The 15,694-nt window shown below is 65.9% G+C and carries 16 protein-coding genes, 1 tRNA gene and 1 pseudogene; 9 read left to right on the top strand and 9 right to left on the bottom strand.

Annotated elements, in window-relative coordinates; genetic code table 11:
- Positions 1-39: 39 nt before the first annotated feature.
- Both AC1DGW_RS09160 and AC1DGW_RS09155 read right to left on the bottom strand, forming a co-directional pair.
- On the bottom strand, positions 40-366 hold the full coding sequence (locus AC1DGW_RS09160; RefSeq protein WP_478021965.1) for a prepilin-type N-terminal cleavage/methylation domain-containing protein: 327 nt from the start codon (positions 364-366) through the stop codon (positions 40-42).
- Between the two features lie 395 nt (positions 367-761).
- Positions 762-863, bottom strand: a pseudogene (locus AC1DGW_RS09155) (prepilin-type N-terminal cleavage/methylation domain-containing protein); the annotation flags it as partial.
- A gap of 401 nt (positions 864-1,264) precedes the next feature.
- Between AC1DGW_RS09155 and AC1DGW_RS09150 the strand changes: the two are divergent.
- Genes AC1DGW_RS09150 through coaE form a run of 3 tightly spaced genes read left to right on the top strand, consistent with a single transcriptional unit; the run spans position 1,265 to position 4,065 of the window.
- Positions 1,265-2,524 carry a type II secretion system F family protein gene (locus tag AC1DGW_RS09150; protein WP_478021960.1) on the top strand — a complete coding sequence of 420 codons (1,260 nt, stop codon included), beginning with the start codon at positions 1,265-1,267 and terminating at the stop codon, positions 2,522-2,524.
- 7 nt (positions 2,525-2,531) lie between these two features.
- Positions 2,532-3,395 (top strand): prepilin peptidase, encoded by an 864-nt coding sequence (locus AC1DGW_RS09145; protein ID WP_478021955.1) that lies wholly within the window; start codon positions 2,532-2,534, stop codon positions 3,393-3,395.
- Between the two features lie 46 nt (positions 3,396-3,441).
- Positions 3,442-4,065 carry a dephospho-CoA kinase gene (gene coaE / locus AC1DGW_RS09140; RefSeq protein ID WP_478021950.1) on the top strand — a complete coding sequence of 208 codons (624 nt, stop codon included), beginning with the start codon at positions 3,442-3,444 and terminating at the stop codon, positions 4,063-4,065.
- A gap of 39 nt (positions 4,066-4,104) precedes the next feature.
- Here coaE and AC1DGW_RS09135 read toward each other — a convergent pair whose 3' ends face one another.
- The 6 genes from AC1DGW_RS09135 to AC1DGW_RS09110 all read right to left on the bottom strand — a co-directional run bounded on the left by AC1DGW_RS09135 (position 4,105) and on the right by AC1DGW_RS09110 (position 9,975).
- Positions 4,105-5,442, bottom strand: coding sequence for a sensor histidine kinase (locus AC1DGW_RS09135; RefSeq protein ID WP_478021946.1), 1,338 nt, complete (start codon positions 5,440-5,442; stop codon positions 4,105-4,107).
- Entirely contained in the window at positions 5,435-6,112 is a 678-nt protein-coding gene (locus AC1DGW_RS09130) for a response regulator transcription factor (RefSeq protein WP_054667261.1), read from the bottom strand. Before AC1DGW_RS09130 ends, AC1DGW_RS09135 begins: the two co-directional genes overlap by 8 nt.
- A 188-nt stretch (positions 6,113-6,300) precedes the next feature.
- On the bottom strand, positions 6,301-6,765 hold the full coding sequence (locus AC1DGW_RS09125; protein ID WP_478021939.1) for a hypothetical protein: 465 nt from the start codon (positions 6,763-6,765) through the stop codon (positions 6,301-6,303).
- 210 nt (positions 6,766-6,975) lie between these two features.
- Positions 6,976-7,851 carry a 30S ribosomal protein S6--L-glutamate ligase gene (gene rimK / locus AC1DGW_RS09120; RefSeq protein WP_478022216.1) on the bottom strand — a complete coding sequence of 292 codons (876 nt, stop codon included), beginning with the start codon at positions 7,849-7,851 and terminating at the stop codon, positions 6,976-6,978.
- A 51-nt stretch (positions 7,852-7,902) separates the two neighbouring features.
- Positions 7,903-7,976 (bottom strand) — tRNA-Gly (locus AC1DGW_RS09115).
- Between the two features lie 160 nt (positions 7,977-8,136).
- A complete protein-coding gene (locus AC1DGW_RS09110; protein WP_478021936.1) occupies positions 8,137-9,975 on the bottom strand; it encodes an autotransporter domain-containing protein in 1,839 nt (612 codons plus the stop codon).
- Positions 9,976-10,112: 137 nt separating this feature from the next.
- Here AC1DGW_RS09110 and thiS point away from each other — a divergent pair, with 137 nt between their 5' ends.
- From thiS to AC1DGW_RS09090, 4 genes are all read left to right on the top strand, one after another.
- Positions 10,113-10,313 carry a sulfur carrier protein ThiS gene (thiS, locus tag AC1DGW_RS09105; RefSeq protein WP_478021933.1) on the top strand — a complete coding sequence of 67 codons (201 nt, stop codon included), beginning with the start codon at positions 10,113-10,115 and terminating at the stop codon, positions 10,311-10,313.
- Between the two features lie 131 nt (positions 10,314-10,444).
- Positions 10,445-11,239: a thiazole synthase gene (locus tag AC1DGW_RS09100; RefSeq protein WP_478021930.1), complete on the top strand. Its 795-nt coding sequence runs from the start codon at positions 10,445-10,447 to the stop codon at positions 11,237-11,239.
- Positions 11,239-11,973: a tRNA (guanosine(46)-N7)-methyltransferase TrmB gene (trmB, locus tag AC1DGW_RS09095; RefSeq protein WP_478021926.1), complete on the top strand. Its 735-nt coding sequence runs from the start codon at positions 11,239-11,241 to the stop codon at positions 11,971-11,973. Before AC1DGW_RS09100 ends, trmB begins: the two co-directional genes overlap by 1 nt.
- A 24-nt stretch (positions 11,974-11,997) precedes the next feature.
- A complete protein-coding gene (locus tag AC1DGW_RS09090; RefSeq protein WP_478021922.1) occupies positions 11,998-13,845 on the top strand; it encodes an SLC13 family permease in 1,848 nt (615 codons plus the stop codon).
- Positions 13,846-13,929: 84 nt separating this feature from the next.
- Here the strand turns inward: AC1DGW_RS09090 and AC1DGW_RS09085 are convergent, their stop codons facing one another.
- Positions 13,930-14,280 (bottom strand): Rieske (2Fe-2S) protein, encoded by a 351-nt coding sequence (locus AC1DGW_RS09085; RefSeq protein WP_478021918.1) that lies wholly within the window; start codon positions 14,278-14,280, stop codon positions 13,930-13,932.
- Between the two features lie 163 nt (positions 14,281-14,443).
- Here AC1DGW_RS09085 and AC1DGW_RS09080 point away from each other — a divergent pair, with 163 nt between their 5' ends.
- Both AC1DGW_RS09080 and AC1DGW_RS09075 read left to right on the top strand, forming a co-directional pair.
- On the top strand, positions 14,444-14,725 hold the full coding sequence (locus AC1DGW_RS09080) for a hypothetical protein (RefSeq protein ID WP_478021914.1): 282 nt from the start codon (positions 14,444-14,446) through the stop codon (positions 14,723-14,725).
- A 254-nt stretch (positions 14,726-14,979) separates the two neighbouring features.
- Positions 14,980-15,687 (top strand): fumarylacetoacetate hydrolase family protein, encoded by a 708-nt coding sequence (locus AC1DGW_RS09075; protein WP_478021910.1) that lies wholly within the window; start codon positions 14,980-14,982, stop codon positions 15,685-15,687.
- Positions 15,688-15,694 lie beyond the last annotated feature (7 nt).

The raw sequence follows: 15,694 nt of genomic DNA, 5'->3' as shown, positions 1-15,694 counted from the left end.
AGCATGAGATCCCGCCCGCCGATGTTCGGCGACACTCCATCAAAGCGAGCAATTCGCCGTGTGCATGTCACAGGTCGTCGGCGCGACGCCCGGTGATTTCGGCCTACCCGTGATCGGAGTATCCAGGTCGATGGCCGTATCCGCGCTGGAGCAGGCCCGCTGCGGCGGAGGCTGGACGGTCATGCTGTTATAGATCGCCGCGATGGCGAAGTCGGCATAATTTTTCATTTCCGCCTGGCACGCCCCTTCCGCCGACTTGATCCGGTAGTTGTTATAGGCAGGCAGGGCGATGGCCGCCAGGATGGCGATGATCGCAACCACGATCATCAACTCGATCAGGGTGAAGCCGTGCGTGTTGCGATTCATGGCAATCGATATCCCGAGGGACCCTCCCTCTTTCGGCATTTCCAAGCAATTGGCGTGCCATAGGCAATTTTTCGCCAGCAAAGGTGGCCAAACGACAAAAAAGCCCCTCTCATTGAGGGGCTTTTTGAAGACAACGCCAACACAAAAGATTACGGAGTGCCAGCGCCCGGCTTGCCACAGGTAGCCGTGTCATTATTGCAGATGGTGTGCTTCGTACCCGGAAGCTTCGGAGTGAAATCAGTGGTACCAGTGATGCTGGCCAGAGCAGCGGTAGGCGCAGTGCACGCCTTCGCCTTCGGAGCAGCAACCGTCATGCTCGACATCAAAGCCGCAACGGCCGAGTTCATGTAGGCCTTGGCTTCGGCCTGGCAGGCACCTTCGGCTGAGCTCACGCGATAGTTGTTGTAGGCCGGCAGCGCGATGGCAGCCAGGATGGCAATGATCGCAACCACGATCATCAGTTCGATCAGGGTGAAGCCCTTCTGCATCATCTTCATCTGTACATCCCCTAGAGGTTTGGATTGAGAGCACCGGGAGGGCCGTCGCCCACCCCGTAATGGGTTGAACAGCAGGTTGCGTGCCAATGGACCACCGCCCGCCATATTCCCCATATGCATGATGAGCAGCCTTCATCCAGAAGGGAAGTCCCGCCTGCCGATTCTGGGATGAAGACGCCATGGTGACGCACTGCGTCACATCACGACATTCCATCGCCCCGCCAGCCTCAGTGCGGATACCCCCAGGAACGAACCGCCCCCATCCTAAAGCCCCCCCCAACCCGCTCGACGGACCGTGATGGCGACCACGCTTGTCACTACCATGGATGCCGTCCCCCGGCGGACCGGCTACCATGCGGAAGTTGTCTGGCCCGGGGAGTGGCCGGACGGGGAGAAGAACGATGTCCGTTACCCGCAGCGCAGTGAGCAAAGAACCCGTCGCACGCGGCACCAGCCAGATGCAGCCGTTTGTCTGGGAAGGGACCGACAAGCGCGGCGTGAAGATGAAGGGCATGCAGGACGCCCGCAACGCCAACCTGCTGCGCGCCGAACTGCGCAAGCTGGGCATCACCCCTACCGTGGTGAAACCCAAGCCGAAGCCACTGTTCGGCGCCGCCGGCAAACCCATCAAACCCCGGGATATCGCCTTCTTCAGTCGCCAGATGGCGACGATGATGAAGTCGGGCGTGCCCATCGTGAGTGCGCTGGAGATCATCGGCAGCGGCCACAAGAACCCGCGCATGGCCAAACTGGTGGGCCAGGTCCGCGCCGACCTGGAAGGCGGCTCCTCGCTGTACGAAGCCATCAGCAAGCACCCCGTGCAGTTCGATGAACTGTATCGCAATCTGGTACGGGCCGGCGAAGGCGCTGGCGTGCTGGAAACCGTGCTTGAGACCATCGCCAACTACCAGGAAAACCTGGAATCGCTGAAAGGCAAGATCAAGAAGGCACTGTTCTACCCAGCCATGGTCATCGCCGTGGCCCTCTTGGTCAGCTCTGTACTGCTGCTCTGGGTCGTCCCGCAGTTCGAGGATATCTTCAAGAGCTTCGGCACCGAACTGCCCGTATTCACACAAATGATCGTGGCGGCATCCCGCTTCATGGTCAGTTGGTGGTGGCTGATCTTGCTGGTGGTGGTCGTGGGTGTCGGCGGCTGCATCTTCGCCTACAAGCGCACCCCCAAGATGCAGTACGCGATGGACCGCCTTATCCTGAAGGTACCAGTGATCGGCCAGATCATGCACAACAGTTCCATTGCCCGTTTCGCCCGGACCACGGCCGTGACCTTCAAGGCTGGCGTCCCGCTGGTCGAGGCACTGGGCATCGTGGCCGGTGCAACCGGCAACAAAACCTACGAAGACGCCGTCTTCCGCATGCGGGACGACGTTGCAGTGGGCTATCCCGTAAACATGGCCATGAAGCAGGTGAACCTGTTCCCGCACATGGTGGTGCAGATGACCGCCATCGGCGAAGAGGCCGGTGCGCTGGACACCATGCTGTTCAAGGTGGCCGAGTATTTCGAGCAGGAAGTGAACAACGCCGTGGACGCCTTGAGCAGCCTGATCGAACCGATGATCATGGTGTTCATCGGCGTGGTCGTCGGCGGCATGGTCATCGGCATGTACCTGCCCATCTTCAAGCTCGCCTCCGTTGTTGGATGATTGACCCATGGCATTTCTCGACCAGCATCCCGGCATCGGCTATCCCGCCGCTGCCGGACTGGGGTTGCTGATCGGCAGCTTCCTTAACGTGGTGATCCTGCGCCTGCCCAGGCGCATGGAATGGCAATGGAAACGGGATGCGCGCGAGATCCTCGACGAGCCCGACATTTATGAGCCGCCGCCGCCCGGCATTGTGGTGGAGCCCTCGCACTGCCCGCACTGCAGGCACAAGCTGAGCTGGTACGAGAACATCCCGCTGTTCAGCTGGATCATCCAAGGCGGCAAGTGCCGCCATTGCCAGGCACCGATCTCCATCCAGTACCCGCTGGTGGAGCTGCTGACCGCGATACTGGTGCTGGCCAGTGTGTGGCAGTTCGGCTTCGGCTGGCAGGGTTTCGGCGCGATCGTGCTGACCTGCTTCCTGATCGCGCTGTCGGGCATCGACCTGCGCACCCAGCTGCTGCCCGACCAGCTGACCCTGCCCCTGATGTGGCTGGGCCTGATCGGCAGCATGGACAACCTCTACATGCCCGCCAAGCCGGCACTGATAGGCGCGGCGGTGGGCTATCTGTCGCTGTGGACGGTGTGGTGGCTGTTCAAGCAGATCACCGGCAAGGAAGGCATGGGCCACGGCGATTTCAAGCTGCTGGCGGCGCTTGGCGCCTGGTGTGGGTTGAAGGGCATCCTGCCGATCATCCTGCTGTCCTCGCTGGTAGGCGCCATCATCGGGTCGATCTGGCTGTATGCGCGCGGTCGTGACCGCGCCACGCCCATCCCGTTCGGTCCCTACCTGGCCATCGCCGGCTGGCTGGTCTTCATGTGGGGTGACCCCATGATCTCGGCCTACCGCCATTGGGCCGGCCTGGCCTGACGGTGGCCGGCGCGCCCGGCCACTCCATGGACACAGGCCCTTGCCCATGAGCAGGTTCATCGTCGGGCTTACCGGCGGCATCGCCTCGGGCAAGAGTGCGGTCACCCGGCGCTTCGAGGAACTGGGCATCGTCGTGGCCGACGCGGATGTCGCCGCGCGTGAAGTGGTGGCGCCGGGCAGCCCCGTACTGGACCAGATCAGCCGGCGCTTCGGCGGCGCGATGCTGCTGGCCGATGGCTCGCTCGATCGCGCACGGCTGCGGGAGCATGTCTTCGGCAACGACGGGGAGCGCAGGGCGCTGGAAGCCATCACCCACCCGGCGATCCGCGCGCGGGTGCGGGACATCTGCGAAACCGCCAACAGCCCCTATGCCATCGCGGCAATCCCGCTGCTGGCCGAAGCCGGCGGGCGGGCGACCTACCCCTGGCTGGAGCGGATCGTGGTGGTCGATGCACCGGAAGCGGTGCGCCATGCCCGCCTGCTCCTGCGCGACAATATCGACACCGCACTGGCGACACGCATGATCCAGGCACAGGCCAGCGGCGAGCAGCGGCTGGCGCTGGCTGATGATGTGATCGTCAATGATGGACAGCCGGAGCACCTGCAGCCGCAGGTGGAAGCACTGGATCGACTCTATCGGCAGTTGGCGGCCGGAAAACCGCGCTCCTGACACCGGACTTCATGCAGGGGCAAGCCCCGCATCTACACGTCAGCTGGCAGGCGCGAAGGTCAACATGCCGACCACGCCACGCTCGTCGCCCGGCCGGATGCTGACCTGCCAGCCATACAGCGCGCACAATCGACTGACGATGGAAAGGCCGATGCCGCCGCCCTGCGAATGGCCGGCGTGGGTACCCCGGTAACCGCGCTGGAACAGGCTGGCCGCATCCTTCTCGCTCAGCCCCGGGCCGGTGTCGATCACCTCGACGGCATCGTCCAGCACCCGCACCCGCACCTGGCCTTCCTGCGTGTACTTCACCGCGTTGCCGATCAGGTTGCCCAGCGCCACCGACAATGCCGCCTCCGGTGCATCGATGACCAGGTCGCGCCCGCCTTCGAGCAGCAGTTCCAACGGCTTGCCACCGAGCTGGGCACGATGCGCATCGAGCAGCTGCTCGGCGACCTTGGCGACATTGCTGCTGCCCTGGCCGCGTTCGTTGCGCGACAGCAGCAGCAGCGAGCCGATCAGGTCGCTGCACTGCTGCTCGGCGCGCTGGATGCGCTGCAGCCGTTGCAGCATCTTTTCGTCGAGGCCCGGCCGGGCGAGCAGCAGCTCCGTCGCGCCGCGGATCACCGCCAGCGGCGTACGCAGTTCATGGCTCACGTCCGCGTTGAACTCGCGGTCGCGCTGCACCACCTCGGTCAGGCGCGTCGAGTAATCGTCCAGCGCCTCGGCCAACTGCCCGACCTCGTCGTCGGTGAAACGTGGCGCGAGCCGATCTGGATGACTGCTACCTCCACGATAGGCTTGCAGGCGCGCGGCCAGATCCGACACGGGGCGCATCACTCGAGAAGCAGACCACCAGCCCAAAACAAGGCTCAACAAAGTGAAGAGCACGACAGTAACAATCAGCCACCGCAGCAGCTGTTCCGTGGCTTTCGCCGCGTCTGTCACGTCATAGCGGATCAGACTTGTAAACGGGGTTCCCTTGGGGTCGATACCTTTTCGGATCGCCACTTTGTAAACATGCCAACTCCCATCGGGAGCCTGCTGCCGGATATCATGCAAACCTTCGTCAAGATCACGGTAGAGCGGATCTACTTTATATGCATTAGCAGGACTCCAGGTCCTGGCATCGAACATCAGGAAATAAGGTGACTCGCTTGGGTTCGACTCGACCTGTGCAACCAGATTATTGACTTCACGCTGCAGCGTCCGCTCGATCAGCTGATTCTCCACCCGTCCCCTCAGGTTCCAGGCTGCAGCGGCGAACAATGCCGTCAGGCAGAAGCCCAGCAGCACGAACGAGACGATGATGCGGCTGCGCAGGCGGCGGCGATAGCGCCCCTGCTTGCGAACGACCGCAGGCGGTACGCTTTCAGGCATCGGGTGCGGCGATCCGGTATCCAATGCCGTGGCGGGTCTGGATCATCGGCGCGTTGAATGGCTTGTCCACCACCGCGCGCAGGCCATGGATATGCACGCGCAGGGAGTCGGAATCTGGCAGCTCCTCGCCCCACACGCGGGTTTCCAGCTCCTGCCGGGTGACCACCGCCGGCGAGGCCTCCATCAGCGCCTGCAGGATCTTCAGCGCGGTCGGGTTGAGCTGCAGCAGCTTGCCCTGGCGGCGCACTTCCAGCGTATCCAGGTTGTATTCCAGGTCGCCGGTTTCCAGCACGCGGGTATGACCACCCTTGCCGCGGCGCGACAGCGCGTTGAGCCGCACCTCGACTTCCTGCAGCGCGAACGGCTTGATCAGGTAGTCGTCGGCGCCGGAGTCGAAACCTGCGAGCTTGTTGTCCAGCGAGTCGCGCGCGGTGAGCATCAGCACCGGGGTCTGCTTGCGCGCGTCGTTGCGCAGCTTGCGGCAGACTTCGATGCCGTCCATGCCTGGCAGGTTGAGATCGAGCACGATTGCGTCGAAATCGTGCACCACTGCCAGATGCAGGCCGGTCACGCCATCGGCGGCGAAATCCACCGTATGCCCACGGTCTTCAAGGTAGTCCCCAAGATTGGCCGCGATGTCGCTGTTGTCTTCGATCACGAGAATGCGCACTGGGACCTCTATCTTTTTACCGAGAGATGCAGCATATCCCGCTCGTGAATTCTGCGCATCACAAACCCCTGCCATCGGGAAAGCCATCGCACACGTCAGCATGGCGATGGTGGATTCCGGCCGTTGCCTTCAAGTCAAAAGCCCGCGGGAAGCATCTCCATTGTGCAAAAGGACATCCTTCGCCGCTTCTATTGTTCCTTCACCTGCGAAACCTTGAGGTTCCGCAATGCATCCGCCCCATTGTCGCGCGCCTCTCGACGGGCAGCGACCGTGATGCAGATGTTCTGCGGCCGATTGCTGCCCACGGGGCGCTCACGACGGCAGATGAGGCGACTGTCTTCACGTGCCTGGGTCAGGAGGGTATTGACCAGATCCTGATCATTGAAAACCGCGATCTTGTCCTTGTCGGGAAGGTTGGTGTGCCCGTCATCCCCCAGCAGCCTGTCGATGCGCCCCAGCGCGTCGACCACGCGCCCCCGGTTCTCCGCGCTTATCTCGCTGTAGACCTCGCCTCCCTGCAGGTCGCTCATGATGCGCTGCCGCTGCTCGGCATACGGCTTTCCTTCCGTCAGCGGCTTTTCCGTTGCAGGCGCCGCGATCGCGGACATCACCGGGAAAACGATCAAGGCAGCAAACAACAACTTGCGATTCATGGCTAAACCTCCTGTCTGGTCATCCGCTCGACTGTAGCGCGCACCCTCCAAGTCAACAAGCGAAAAAACAAGGCCCTGGCGCAAGAACGCCAGGGCCTGAAGATTCCCGATCACCGGACCCGCTGAGGAGGGCTGGCCGCAGTGGAGCAAGCCTATGACCCCCGGAATTAAAGGTCCGTTAAAACCGTGCAAGCAATTCGGAATGCCCGCTCAGCGCTTCAGATTCGCCACGTAGTCGATCATCCGCCCGGCGACGTCGCCACCGGATACGCTTTCGATTCCTTCCAGCCCGGGGGTGGAGTTCACCTCCAGCACCAGCGGTCCGCGCCGGGACCGGATCATGTCCACGCCGGCGATGCCCAGCCCCAGGGCCTTGGCCGAGCGCACCGCCACCTGCTGTTCAGTCCTGCTGCAGACCACCGGCTCGGCACTGCCACCGGCATGCAGGTTGGAGCGGAACTCGCCCTCCTGGGCCTGGCGGCGCATGGTCGCGACCACCTGGTCGCCCACGACCAGGCAGCGCAGGTCGGCGCCCTGGGCCTCGGCGATGAACTCCTGGACCAGGAAATTGGCATACAGGCCGCGCAGCGCCTCCACCGTCCCCCGGGAAGCACTCAGCTTCTCGGTGAGGATCACGCCCCGGCCCTGCGTGCCCTCGCTGAGCTTCACCACGTGCGGCGGCGCGCCCAGCATCGACAGCAGGTCGTCGGTGTCGTCCGGGTTGTCGCCGAACACCGTCACCGGCATGTCGATGCCCTTGGCGGCGAGCACCTGGTGCGCGCGCAGCTTGTCGCGCGCGCGCAGGATCGCATCGGACGGGTTGGGCGTGCGTGCGCCCATCATCTCGAACTGGCGCAGCACAGCGGTGCCGTAGCGCGTGATGGAGGCGCCGATGCGCGGGATCACCGCGTCGATGCCGGTCAGCGGCCGGCCCTTGTAGTGCATGCTGAAATCGCCCGCGGTGATGCGCATGTAGCAGCGCAGCGGGTCGAGGATGCGGACGGTATGGCCGCGCGCGCGCGCGGCCTCGACCAAGCGGCGGGTCGAGTAGAGCTTGCTGTTGCGGGAGAGGATGGCGAGCTTCATCGCAGGCGTGCCGGGCAGGAAGCGCGGCAGCATACGCACGGCTTGCGTATCTGGAGCGGGCGATGGGAATCGAACCCACGTCAGTAGCTTGGGAAGCTACAGCTCTACCATTGAGCTACGCCCGCGCGGCGCGGGGTGAAGTCTATGCGGGCGGAGGCCTGTCGCGCAATGGCAATCCGCGGTATGGGCGATGGCATTTCCATCGCGTGCGACACCCGGGGCGCACTTCCGCCGGAAAGGGGGGGCGCCGGCATGCGGCGCCCCCTCCAATCACTCACAACGGGCTCAGAATCCGCCGCTGAACGTGGCGAACAGCGTGGCGTCGCGGGCCGACTTCTGCATGGTGGTGGTGCTCAGGCCGACATTGCTCTGCAGCCCCCACAGGTTCATCCGCGCGCCCAGCACGGCGGTGGCGTAGTTGCGGTCGAACTGCAGGCCCGGGACCTTGTAGGCGCCGACATCGGCCATGGTCTGCAGCCAGGCGCTGGCCTGCTTGCCGTCCTCGAACTCGTGGTCGTAGGTGACCTGCACGTAAGGGTGGATGCTGCCGCCATCGAAGCGCGCCTGCCAGCCGATGCGGCCGACGGTGGAATCCACGTTCTGGTTGCCATAGCCCAGCGCGGTGGCGCTGGCATTGCTTTCGAGGTAGCCGTCGAGCTTGACCTTCTGCCAGACCACGCCCGCGACCGGACCGTGGCGGAAGCCGCCTTCCTGCCCGAATTCGTAACCGGCGTTGAGTGCGGCGGTCAGGTTGCTGCCGTCGGGCGAGCCCTTGTGCACGCGGGTGGCCGGGCCGAGCTGCACCTTGCGGGTCACGTCGTAGCCCAGCCAGCTGTAGCTGGCCTGCCCGTTGACCCAGATGCGGTCGCCGTACCAGCCGGCGAACAGGCCCAGCGTGGTGTCGGACTGGGTGAAGTCACCCTTGCTGCTGCCGAAATCCGCATCCATGCGGCCGTAGCCGGCAAAGCCTCCGACCACCATGCCATCGCGCGCCCAGTCGATGCCGAACAGGCCGGCCGGCGCCATGCCGTCGTACAGGTTGGCATGGTCGTAGCGCTGCATGTCGCCGCGCACATTGCCCCACCAGCTCATGCCGTCGGCCGGACGCCCACCAAGGTGACCGCTGACCTGATCGGCACGGGCACGGCCGGTGGTCTGCGCCGAATGCGTCAGCACCTGCTGCAGGCGCGGCGCCTCGAGCACCGAGATCGCGTACTGGCCCAGGATCTGGTGCGCAGCCGTGGTCGGATGCACGCCGTCGGCGAACACATAGGTATCGGCGGCGTTGGGGGTGACGTAGTTCAGCGGCGTGCAGGTCAACGACTGGGCGGTGACCTGCGGCTGGCAGGCGGTACCGGATACGTTGGTGAACCCGTACGTGCCCGGGTTGGCGACGATCTCCTGCAGGATGCTGAAGGTATCGACCGGGATGACCTGCAGGCCGGCCTGCTTCAGCCCGCCGAACAACGCATCGTTGTAGGCCTTGGCCAGGGCGGTGCCCTGCGCCATCGCCATCGGGCCGCCGGCGCGCGAGGACGGGGTCAGGCCGATGTCGGGCAGGTTCGGCACCATCACATACTGCGCGCCAGCCGCCTTCAGGGTGGCGACCATCCCTACCTCGCTGGCGACTGCCGCGCCGATGGTGGCCGCCGGCGGCGCGCCGCCGGCCACCGCGAACAGGTCGTTGGCGCCGCCCCACACGGTGTAGAGGGCATTGGCATCGGCCTTGCCGCCATTGGCGGCGAGATAATTGCTGAGCTGGGTCTTGAGCGAGGGCGTTGCCGGCAGCAGCGGGTTCAGCGGGTTGGTCACATCCACTCCCACCCGGGCGCCACCGGCGGCGTAGTTGTCGCCACTCTGGCCATTGCCGTTGGGCAGGGCATTGGTGCCGTAGTAATCGGCCAGGTAGTCGGACCAGACCCAGCCCGGATTGGTGGTGAAGCGGCCGGCAGCCGAAGCGCTGGGATTGGCCTGCACCATGATGGGACGGTAATAGCCGGTATCGGTCAGGCTGTCGCCGAAGAACACCGTCTTCGAGAACGGGGACTGCGCCATAGCCGGAATCGCGGCGGCAGCCAGCGCCAAGGCAAGGGCCGAGCGCAGTGGACGGGAGGAAACACGCATGGGGAGACTCCTGACGGAATAGGGAAGCGACAGCGTACGCCGCCGCACGGTGTTAGTTTTTCATTGGCCCACGCCGGGCTCACGCTGCACTGCCGCATGGGCTGGGATTTTCCACCTGCGCTGGCGAGAATGGCCGCATGGACATCCAGCTCAATGGCGAAACCCGCCAGCTTCCGCCCTCTCTGACCCTGGCCGGACTATTGGCCGCCGAAGGCCTGGCCGAACGCCGCGTGGCGGTGGAGGTCAACGGCGAGATCATTCCCCGCGGCCGGCACGGCGAGTGGCGATTGAACGAAGGCGACGTGGTCGAGATCGTGCACGCGCTGGGTGGCGGGTGACCCTCGCGGGAGCGCACTTCAGTACGCAACGGGGCATTCCCGGCAAGCCCATCGCGCACTGAAGTGCGCTCCTGCGGGTCACATGGCAGACGGAAGGCGCAGCGCCTGACGCGATGCGCGATAATCGCCCCATGAACGCACACGTCCCCACCGATCCGCTGGTCATCGCCGGCAAACGCTATGCGTCCCGGCTTCTGACCGGGACCGGCAAGTTCAAGGATCTGGAAGAAACCCGCCTGGCCACCGAGGCCGCCGGCGCCCAGATCGTCACCGTCGCCATCCGCCGCACCAATATCGGCCAGAATCCGGGCGAGCCCAACCTGCTCGACGTGCTGCCGCCGGACCGCTACGCCATCCTGCCCAACACCGCCGGCTGTTACACCGCCGACGATGCGGTACGCACCTGCCGCCTGGCACGCGAGCTGCTCGACGGCCACAACCTGACCAAGCTTGAAGTGCTGGGCGACCAGAAGACCCTGTACCCGGATGTGGTGCAGACCCTCAAGGCGGCCGAACAACTGGTCAAGGACGGCTTCGACGTGATGGTCTACACCTCCGACGACCCGATCCTGTGCAAGCGGCTGGAGGAGATCGGCTGCGCCGCGGTGATGCCGCTGGCCGCACCCATTGGTTCCGGGCTGGGCATCCAGAACCGGTACAACCTGATCGAGATCATCGAGAACGCCAAGGTGCCGATCATCGTCGACGCCGGCGTCGGCACCGCGTCCGACGCCGCCATCGCCATGGAGCTGGGCTGCGACGGCGTGCTGATGAACACCGCCATCGCCGGTGCGCGCAACCCGGTGCTGATGGCCGGGGCGATGCGCAAGGCGGTCGAGGCCGGCCGCGAGGCCTTCCTCGCCGGGCGCATCCCGCGCAAGCGCTACGCCAGCGCATCTTCGCCGGTGGAAGGGTTGATCGGCTGATGACCAATCCCTTCGACAGCGCCGGCGCCAAGGCGCCGCCCAAACCCTTCACCGTCACCGAAGGCCGCCGCGAGATCCGCAGCTTCGTGCTGCGCCAGGGCCGTTTCACCCCCGCCCAGCAACGCGCGTTCGACGAACGCTGGCCGCGCTTCGGCATCGACTTCAACGGGCAGCCGCGCGACCTGGACGCCACCTTCGGCCGCGACGCACCCAAGGTGCTGGAGATCGGCTTCGGCAACGGCGCCGCGCTGCGCCATGCCGCACGGTTCGACACGTCCAAGGACTACATCGGCATCGAAGTGCATGCGCCCGGTGTCGGCCGCCTGCTCAACGCGCTGGCCGACGACGACGCCGGCAACGTCAAGCTCTACCACCACGACGCGGTCGAAGTGCTGGAGAAGGAAATCGCCGACGGCGCGCTCGACGAGATCCGCATCTACTTTCCGGATCCGTGGCACAAGAAACGCCACAACAAGCGCCGCCTGGTGCAGCCGGCCTTCGCCGCGCTGCTGGTGCGCAAGCTGCGCCCGGGCGGGCGCCTGCACTGCGCCACCGACTGGGAGAACTACGCCGAGCAGATGTGGGACGTGCTCGACGCCACCGAAGGCCTGGCCAACCGTGCCGGTCCGCGCGGCAGCGTGCCGCGCCCGGACTGGCGCCCGCAGACGCACTTCGAGACCCGCGGCCAGAAGCTCGGCCACGGCGTCTGGGACCTGCTCTACGACCGCACCTGACCGGGACTGAAGGAGCCGCCCCGCATGGACACCGCGCTGACGCTGACCACCGACATGAAGCTCGTGCTCGGGCTGGTCGGCTTCACGATGGCGATGTTCCTGTTCGAGCGCATCCGCGCCGACGTGGTGGCACTGGTGGTGATGGTCGTGCTGGGCGTCACCGGCCTGATCGCGCCGGAGGAAATCTTCGGCGGCTTCTCCGGCAACGCGGTGATGAGCATCATCGCCACCACCATCCTCGGCGCCGGCCTGGACCGCACCGGCGCGCTGAACCGGCTGGCCGGCTGGCTGCTGCGGCGCTCGCACGGGCTGGAGCAGCGCCTGCTGCTGCTGACCAGCGCCACCGCCGGCCTCAACTCATCGTTCATGCAGAACCCGTCGGTGATGGCGCTGTACCTGCCGGTGGCCTCGCGGCTGGCCTCGCACACCGGGCTCACCCTCAAGCGGCTGCTGCTGCCGATCACCGCCGCCATCGTGATGGGCGGCGGCCTGACCATGGTCGGCAACTCGCCGCTGATCCTGCTCAACGACCTGCTGATCTCGGCCAACAACAACCTGCCCTCGGGCACCGCCACCATCGAGCCGCTGCGCATGTTCGCGCCGTTGCCGATCGGCGTGGCGCTGCTGTCGGCCTCGCTGCTGTATTTCCGCTTCTTCGGCGACCGCAAGCTGTCCCGCGATGGCGGGCAGGACAGCGAGGGCCAGACCCCGGCGCGCACCGAGAGCTACTTCGCCAAGGCCTACGGCATCGAGGGCGAAGTGTTCGAACTGGCGGTGACGGCCGAGAGCCCGCTGGTCGGCATGACCGTCGGCGAGGTCGAGAGCCTGTTCGACGCGCCGTTGCTGCTGGCGTTGAAGACCGGCAACGACACCCGCCTGGCGCCGCCGGCGGACATGCGCATCTGGGTCGGCAGCGTGATCGGCGCGATGGGGCCGCGCCAGCAGGTATCCGACTTCGCGCAGAACCAGTTCCTGCGCATGTCCTCGCGCCTGCGCAACCTCGGCGACCTGTTCAACCCCAGCCGCGCCGGCATCTCCGAAGCGGTGATCCCGCCGACCTCGAAACTGATCGGCAAGACCGCCGGCCAGCTGCGCCTGCGCAAGGAGCGCGGCATCAGCCTGCTGGCGATCAATCGCGACAAGCAGGTGATCCGCGAGGACGTGCGCAACGTGGCACTGCGCGCCGGCGACATGCTGGTGTTCCACAGCATCTGGCAGGACCTGGCCGCGGCCGCCGAAAGCCGCGATTTCGTGGTGGTCACTGACTACCCCAAGGGCGAACAGCGCCCGCACAAGTTCAAGATCGCCATGGCGATCTTCGCCATCACCATCATCATCGCGCTGACCTCGCACCTGCCGGTGGCGCTGACCCTGCTCACCGGCGTGGCCGGCATGCTGCTCACCGGCGTGCTGCGCATGGACGAGGCCTATGCCTCGATCAACTGGAAGACCATCTTCATGATGGCCGGGCTGATCCCGCTGGGCTGGGCGATGGATTCCAGCGGCGCGGCGGCCTGGGTCGCCGGCCACACCATCGACAAGCTGCCGGCCGGCATCCCGATCTGGGCGCTGGAACTGGCGCTGGCGGTGCTGACCACCGCGTTCTCGCTGGTGATCAGCCATGTCGGCGCCACCATCGTCACCGTGCCGATCGCGGTCAACCTGGCGCTGGCGGCCGGCGGCAACCCCACCGCGTTCGCCTTGATCGTGGCGCTGTCGGCCTCCAACAACCTGATGACCGCCTCCAACCCGGTGATCTCGATGGTGATGGGACCGGCCAAATACACCCCGCGCGAGATGTGGCGCGTCGGCGGGCCGCTGTCGCTGATCTACACACTGGTCGTGGTGGTGATGGTCAACATCATGTTCTGACCTGCTCTTGCAGGAGCGCACCTTGGTGCGCGATGGGGCTCTGCCGGGAAAGCTTCATCGCGCACCAAGGTGCGCTCCTACCCATCAATCAGCGAGCAGCACCTTGCCGCCTTCCACGCGCACCGGCACCGCACGCAGCGCATCGCCCTTGCACGGTCCGGACACGCAGGTGCCGCCCTGCAGTTCGAATGCGGCGCCGTGCACCGCGCAGACCAGATGGCCCTCGCGGCTCTTGAGGAACTGCCCCGGCGCCCAGTCGAGATTGCGGCCGGCATGCGGGCAGACATTGAGCCAGGCCCGCACCTGCCCGCCATCGCGGTAGAGGATCAGCGGCTCGGCATCGCCCTCGATCACCGCCTCCACCGAGTGGAATCCCTGGTCGGGCAAGGCGTCGAGCGGAACCAGCTCTACCGGCGATGACGTGGATGCGGACATGATGGCGTGGAGATGAATGCGGAAACACGCGCATTGTCGCATGGCCCCAGGTATTGCCCCGTCGTCGCCATGGATGAATACGCGGCCACATTTAACGACAAATTCACTCATCGGCCCGCATCGCCGCCGATACTGCCGCCAGCCAAACCGTCATACCACCGACATGCAGATCCGTTATTTCCAGTTCGCCAACCTCCGCAACCTGTTCGCGCCGCGCAAGCCGCGCAACCCGTTGCTGCGGATCGCGCTGGGCCTGCTGGGCCTGGCGATCCTCGCGGTGCTGGTCGTGGCCGGGGTGTTCGTTGGAGCGGCGATGATCCTGGTCGGCCTGACCTGGAAGCTGATCGCCACGCGCAAGGCGCGCGCCGCAGGCAAGGCCGCCGGCAACGTGATGGACGCCGAGTACCGCGTGGTGCGCAAGCCGGCACTGCCGCACGTCCACTGAGGCCGGGCTCCCGGCAACGATCTACCGCACGGTGCCCGGCCATTGGCCGGGCGTGCTGCATATGGCCGGCTGGAAAGTACCGGCCTGCGGTCGAAGCGCCCCGATCGCTTTCGCGCGGCACCCCGTGCTTCTGCCCTGCGGACCGCCGCCTTGCCCGGTGTTCCCTGCTCCGCTGCCGCTTCGCGCCACGGCACTACCGGCCCGGCGGCGGCGTCCGGCATCATGACGTCTGCCCTTCGTTTTCCGGACGAACCATGACCGACTTGATTCCCACCCCGCCCATTCCGCGCATCCCGGTGGCGGGCGGCGGCACCTTCCCGGTGCGCCGCATCTACTGCGTGGGCCGCAATTTCGCCGACCACGCACGCGAGATGGGCGCCAATGCGCCGGCCTCGGCAGCCGAGCGCGGTCAGCCGATGTTCTTCATGAAGCCCGCCGACGCCATCGTCATCGGCGACGCGCCCGTTCCGTATCCGCCCGCCACCTCCGACCTGCACCATGAGGTCGAGCTGGTGGTCGCGCTCGGCCAGGACGCGCCGGCCGGCGTGCTGCCCGTCGAACAGGCGCTGCCGCTGGTGCTGGCCTACGGCGTCGGCCTGGACCTGACCCGCCGCGACCTGCAGGCCGCGGCCAAGGCCAAGGGCGGCCCGTGGGACATCGCCAAGGGCTTCGACCATTCCGCGCCGGTCAGCGGGCTGGTCCCGGCCGCACAGGTGGGCGAGCTGGCGCCGCTGGAACTGTCGCTGGAGATCAACGGGCAGGTGCGCCAGCGCTCCACGCTGGACAACATGATCTGGAACGTGCCGGAAATCCTGCACGAACTGTCAAAGCTCTACGCACTGCGCGCCGGCGACCTGGTGTTCATGGGCACGCCGGCCGGCGTGGCCGCGCTGCAGCCCGGCGACCGTTTCAGCGCGCGGCTGGGCGACATCGCGCGCCGCGACGGCGTGATCGCCGGATGACGGGCAC

This window comes from Stenotrophomonas sp. 05N423 (assembly GCF_056397145.1).
The sequence above is the reverse complement of the archived record's forward strand: the minus strand, read 5'-3'. Positions and strand labels throughout refer to the sequence as shown.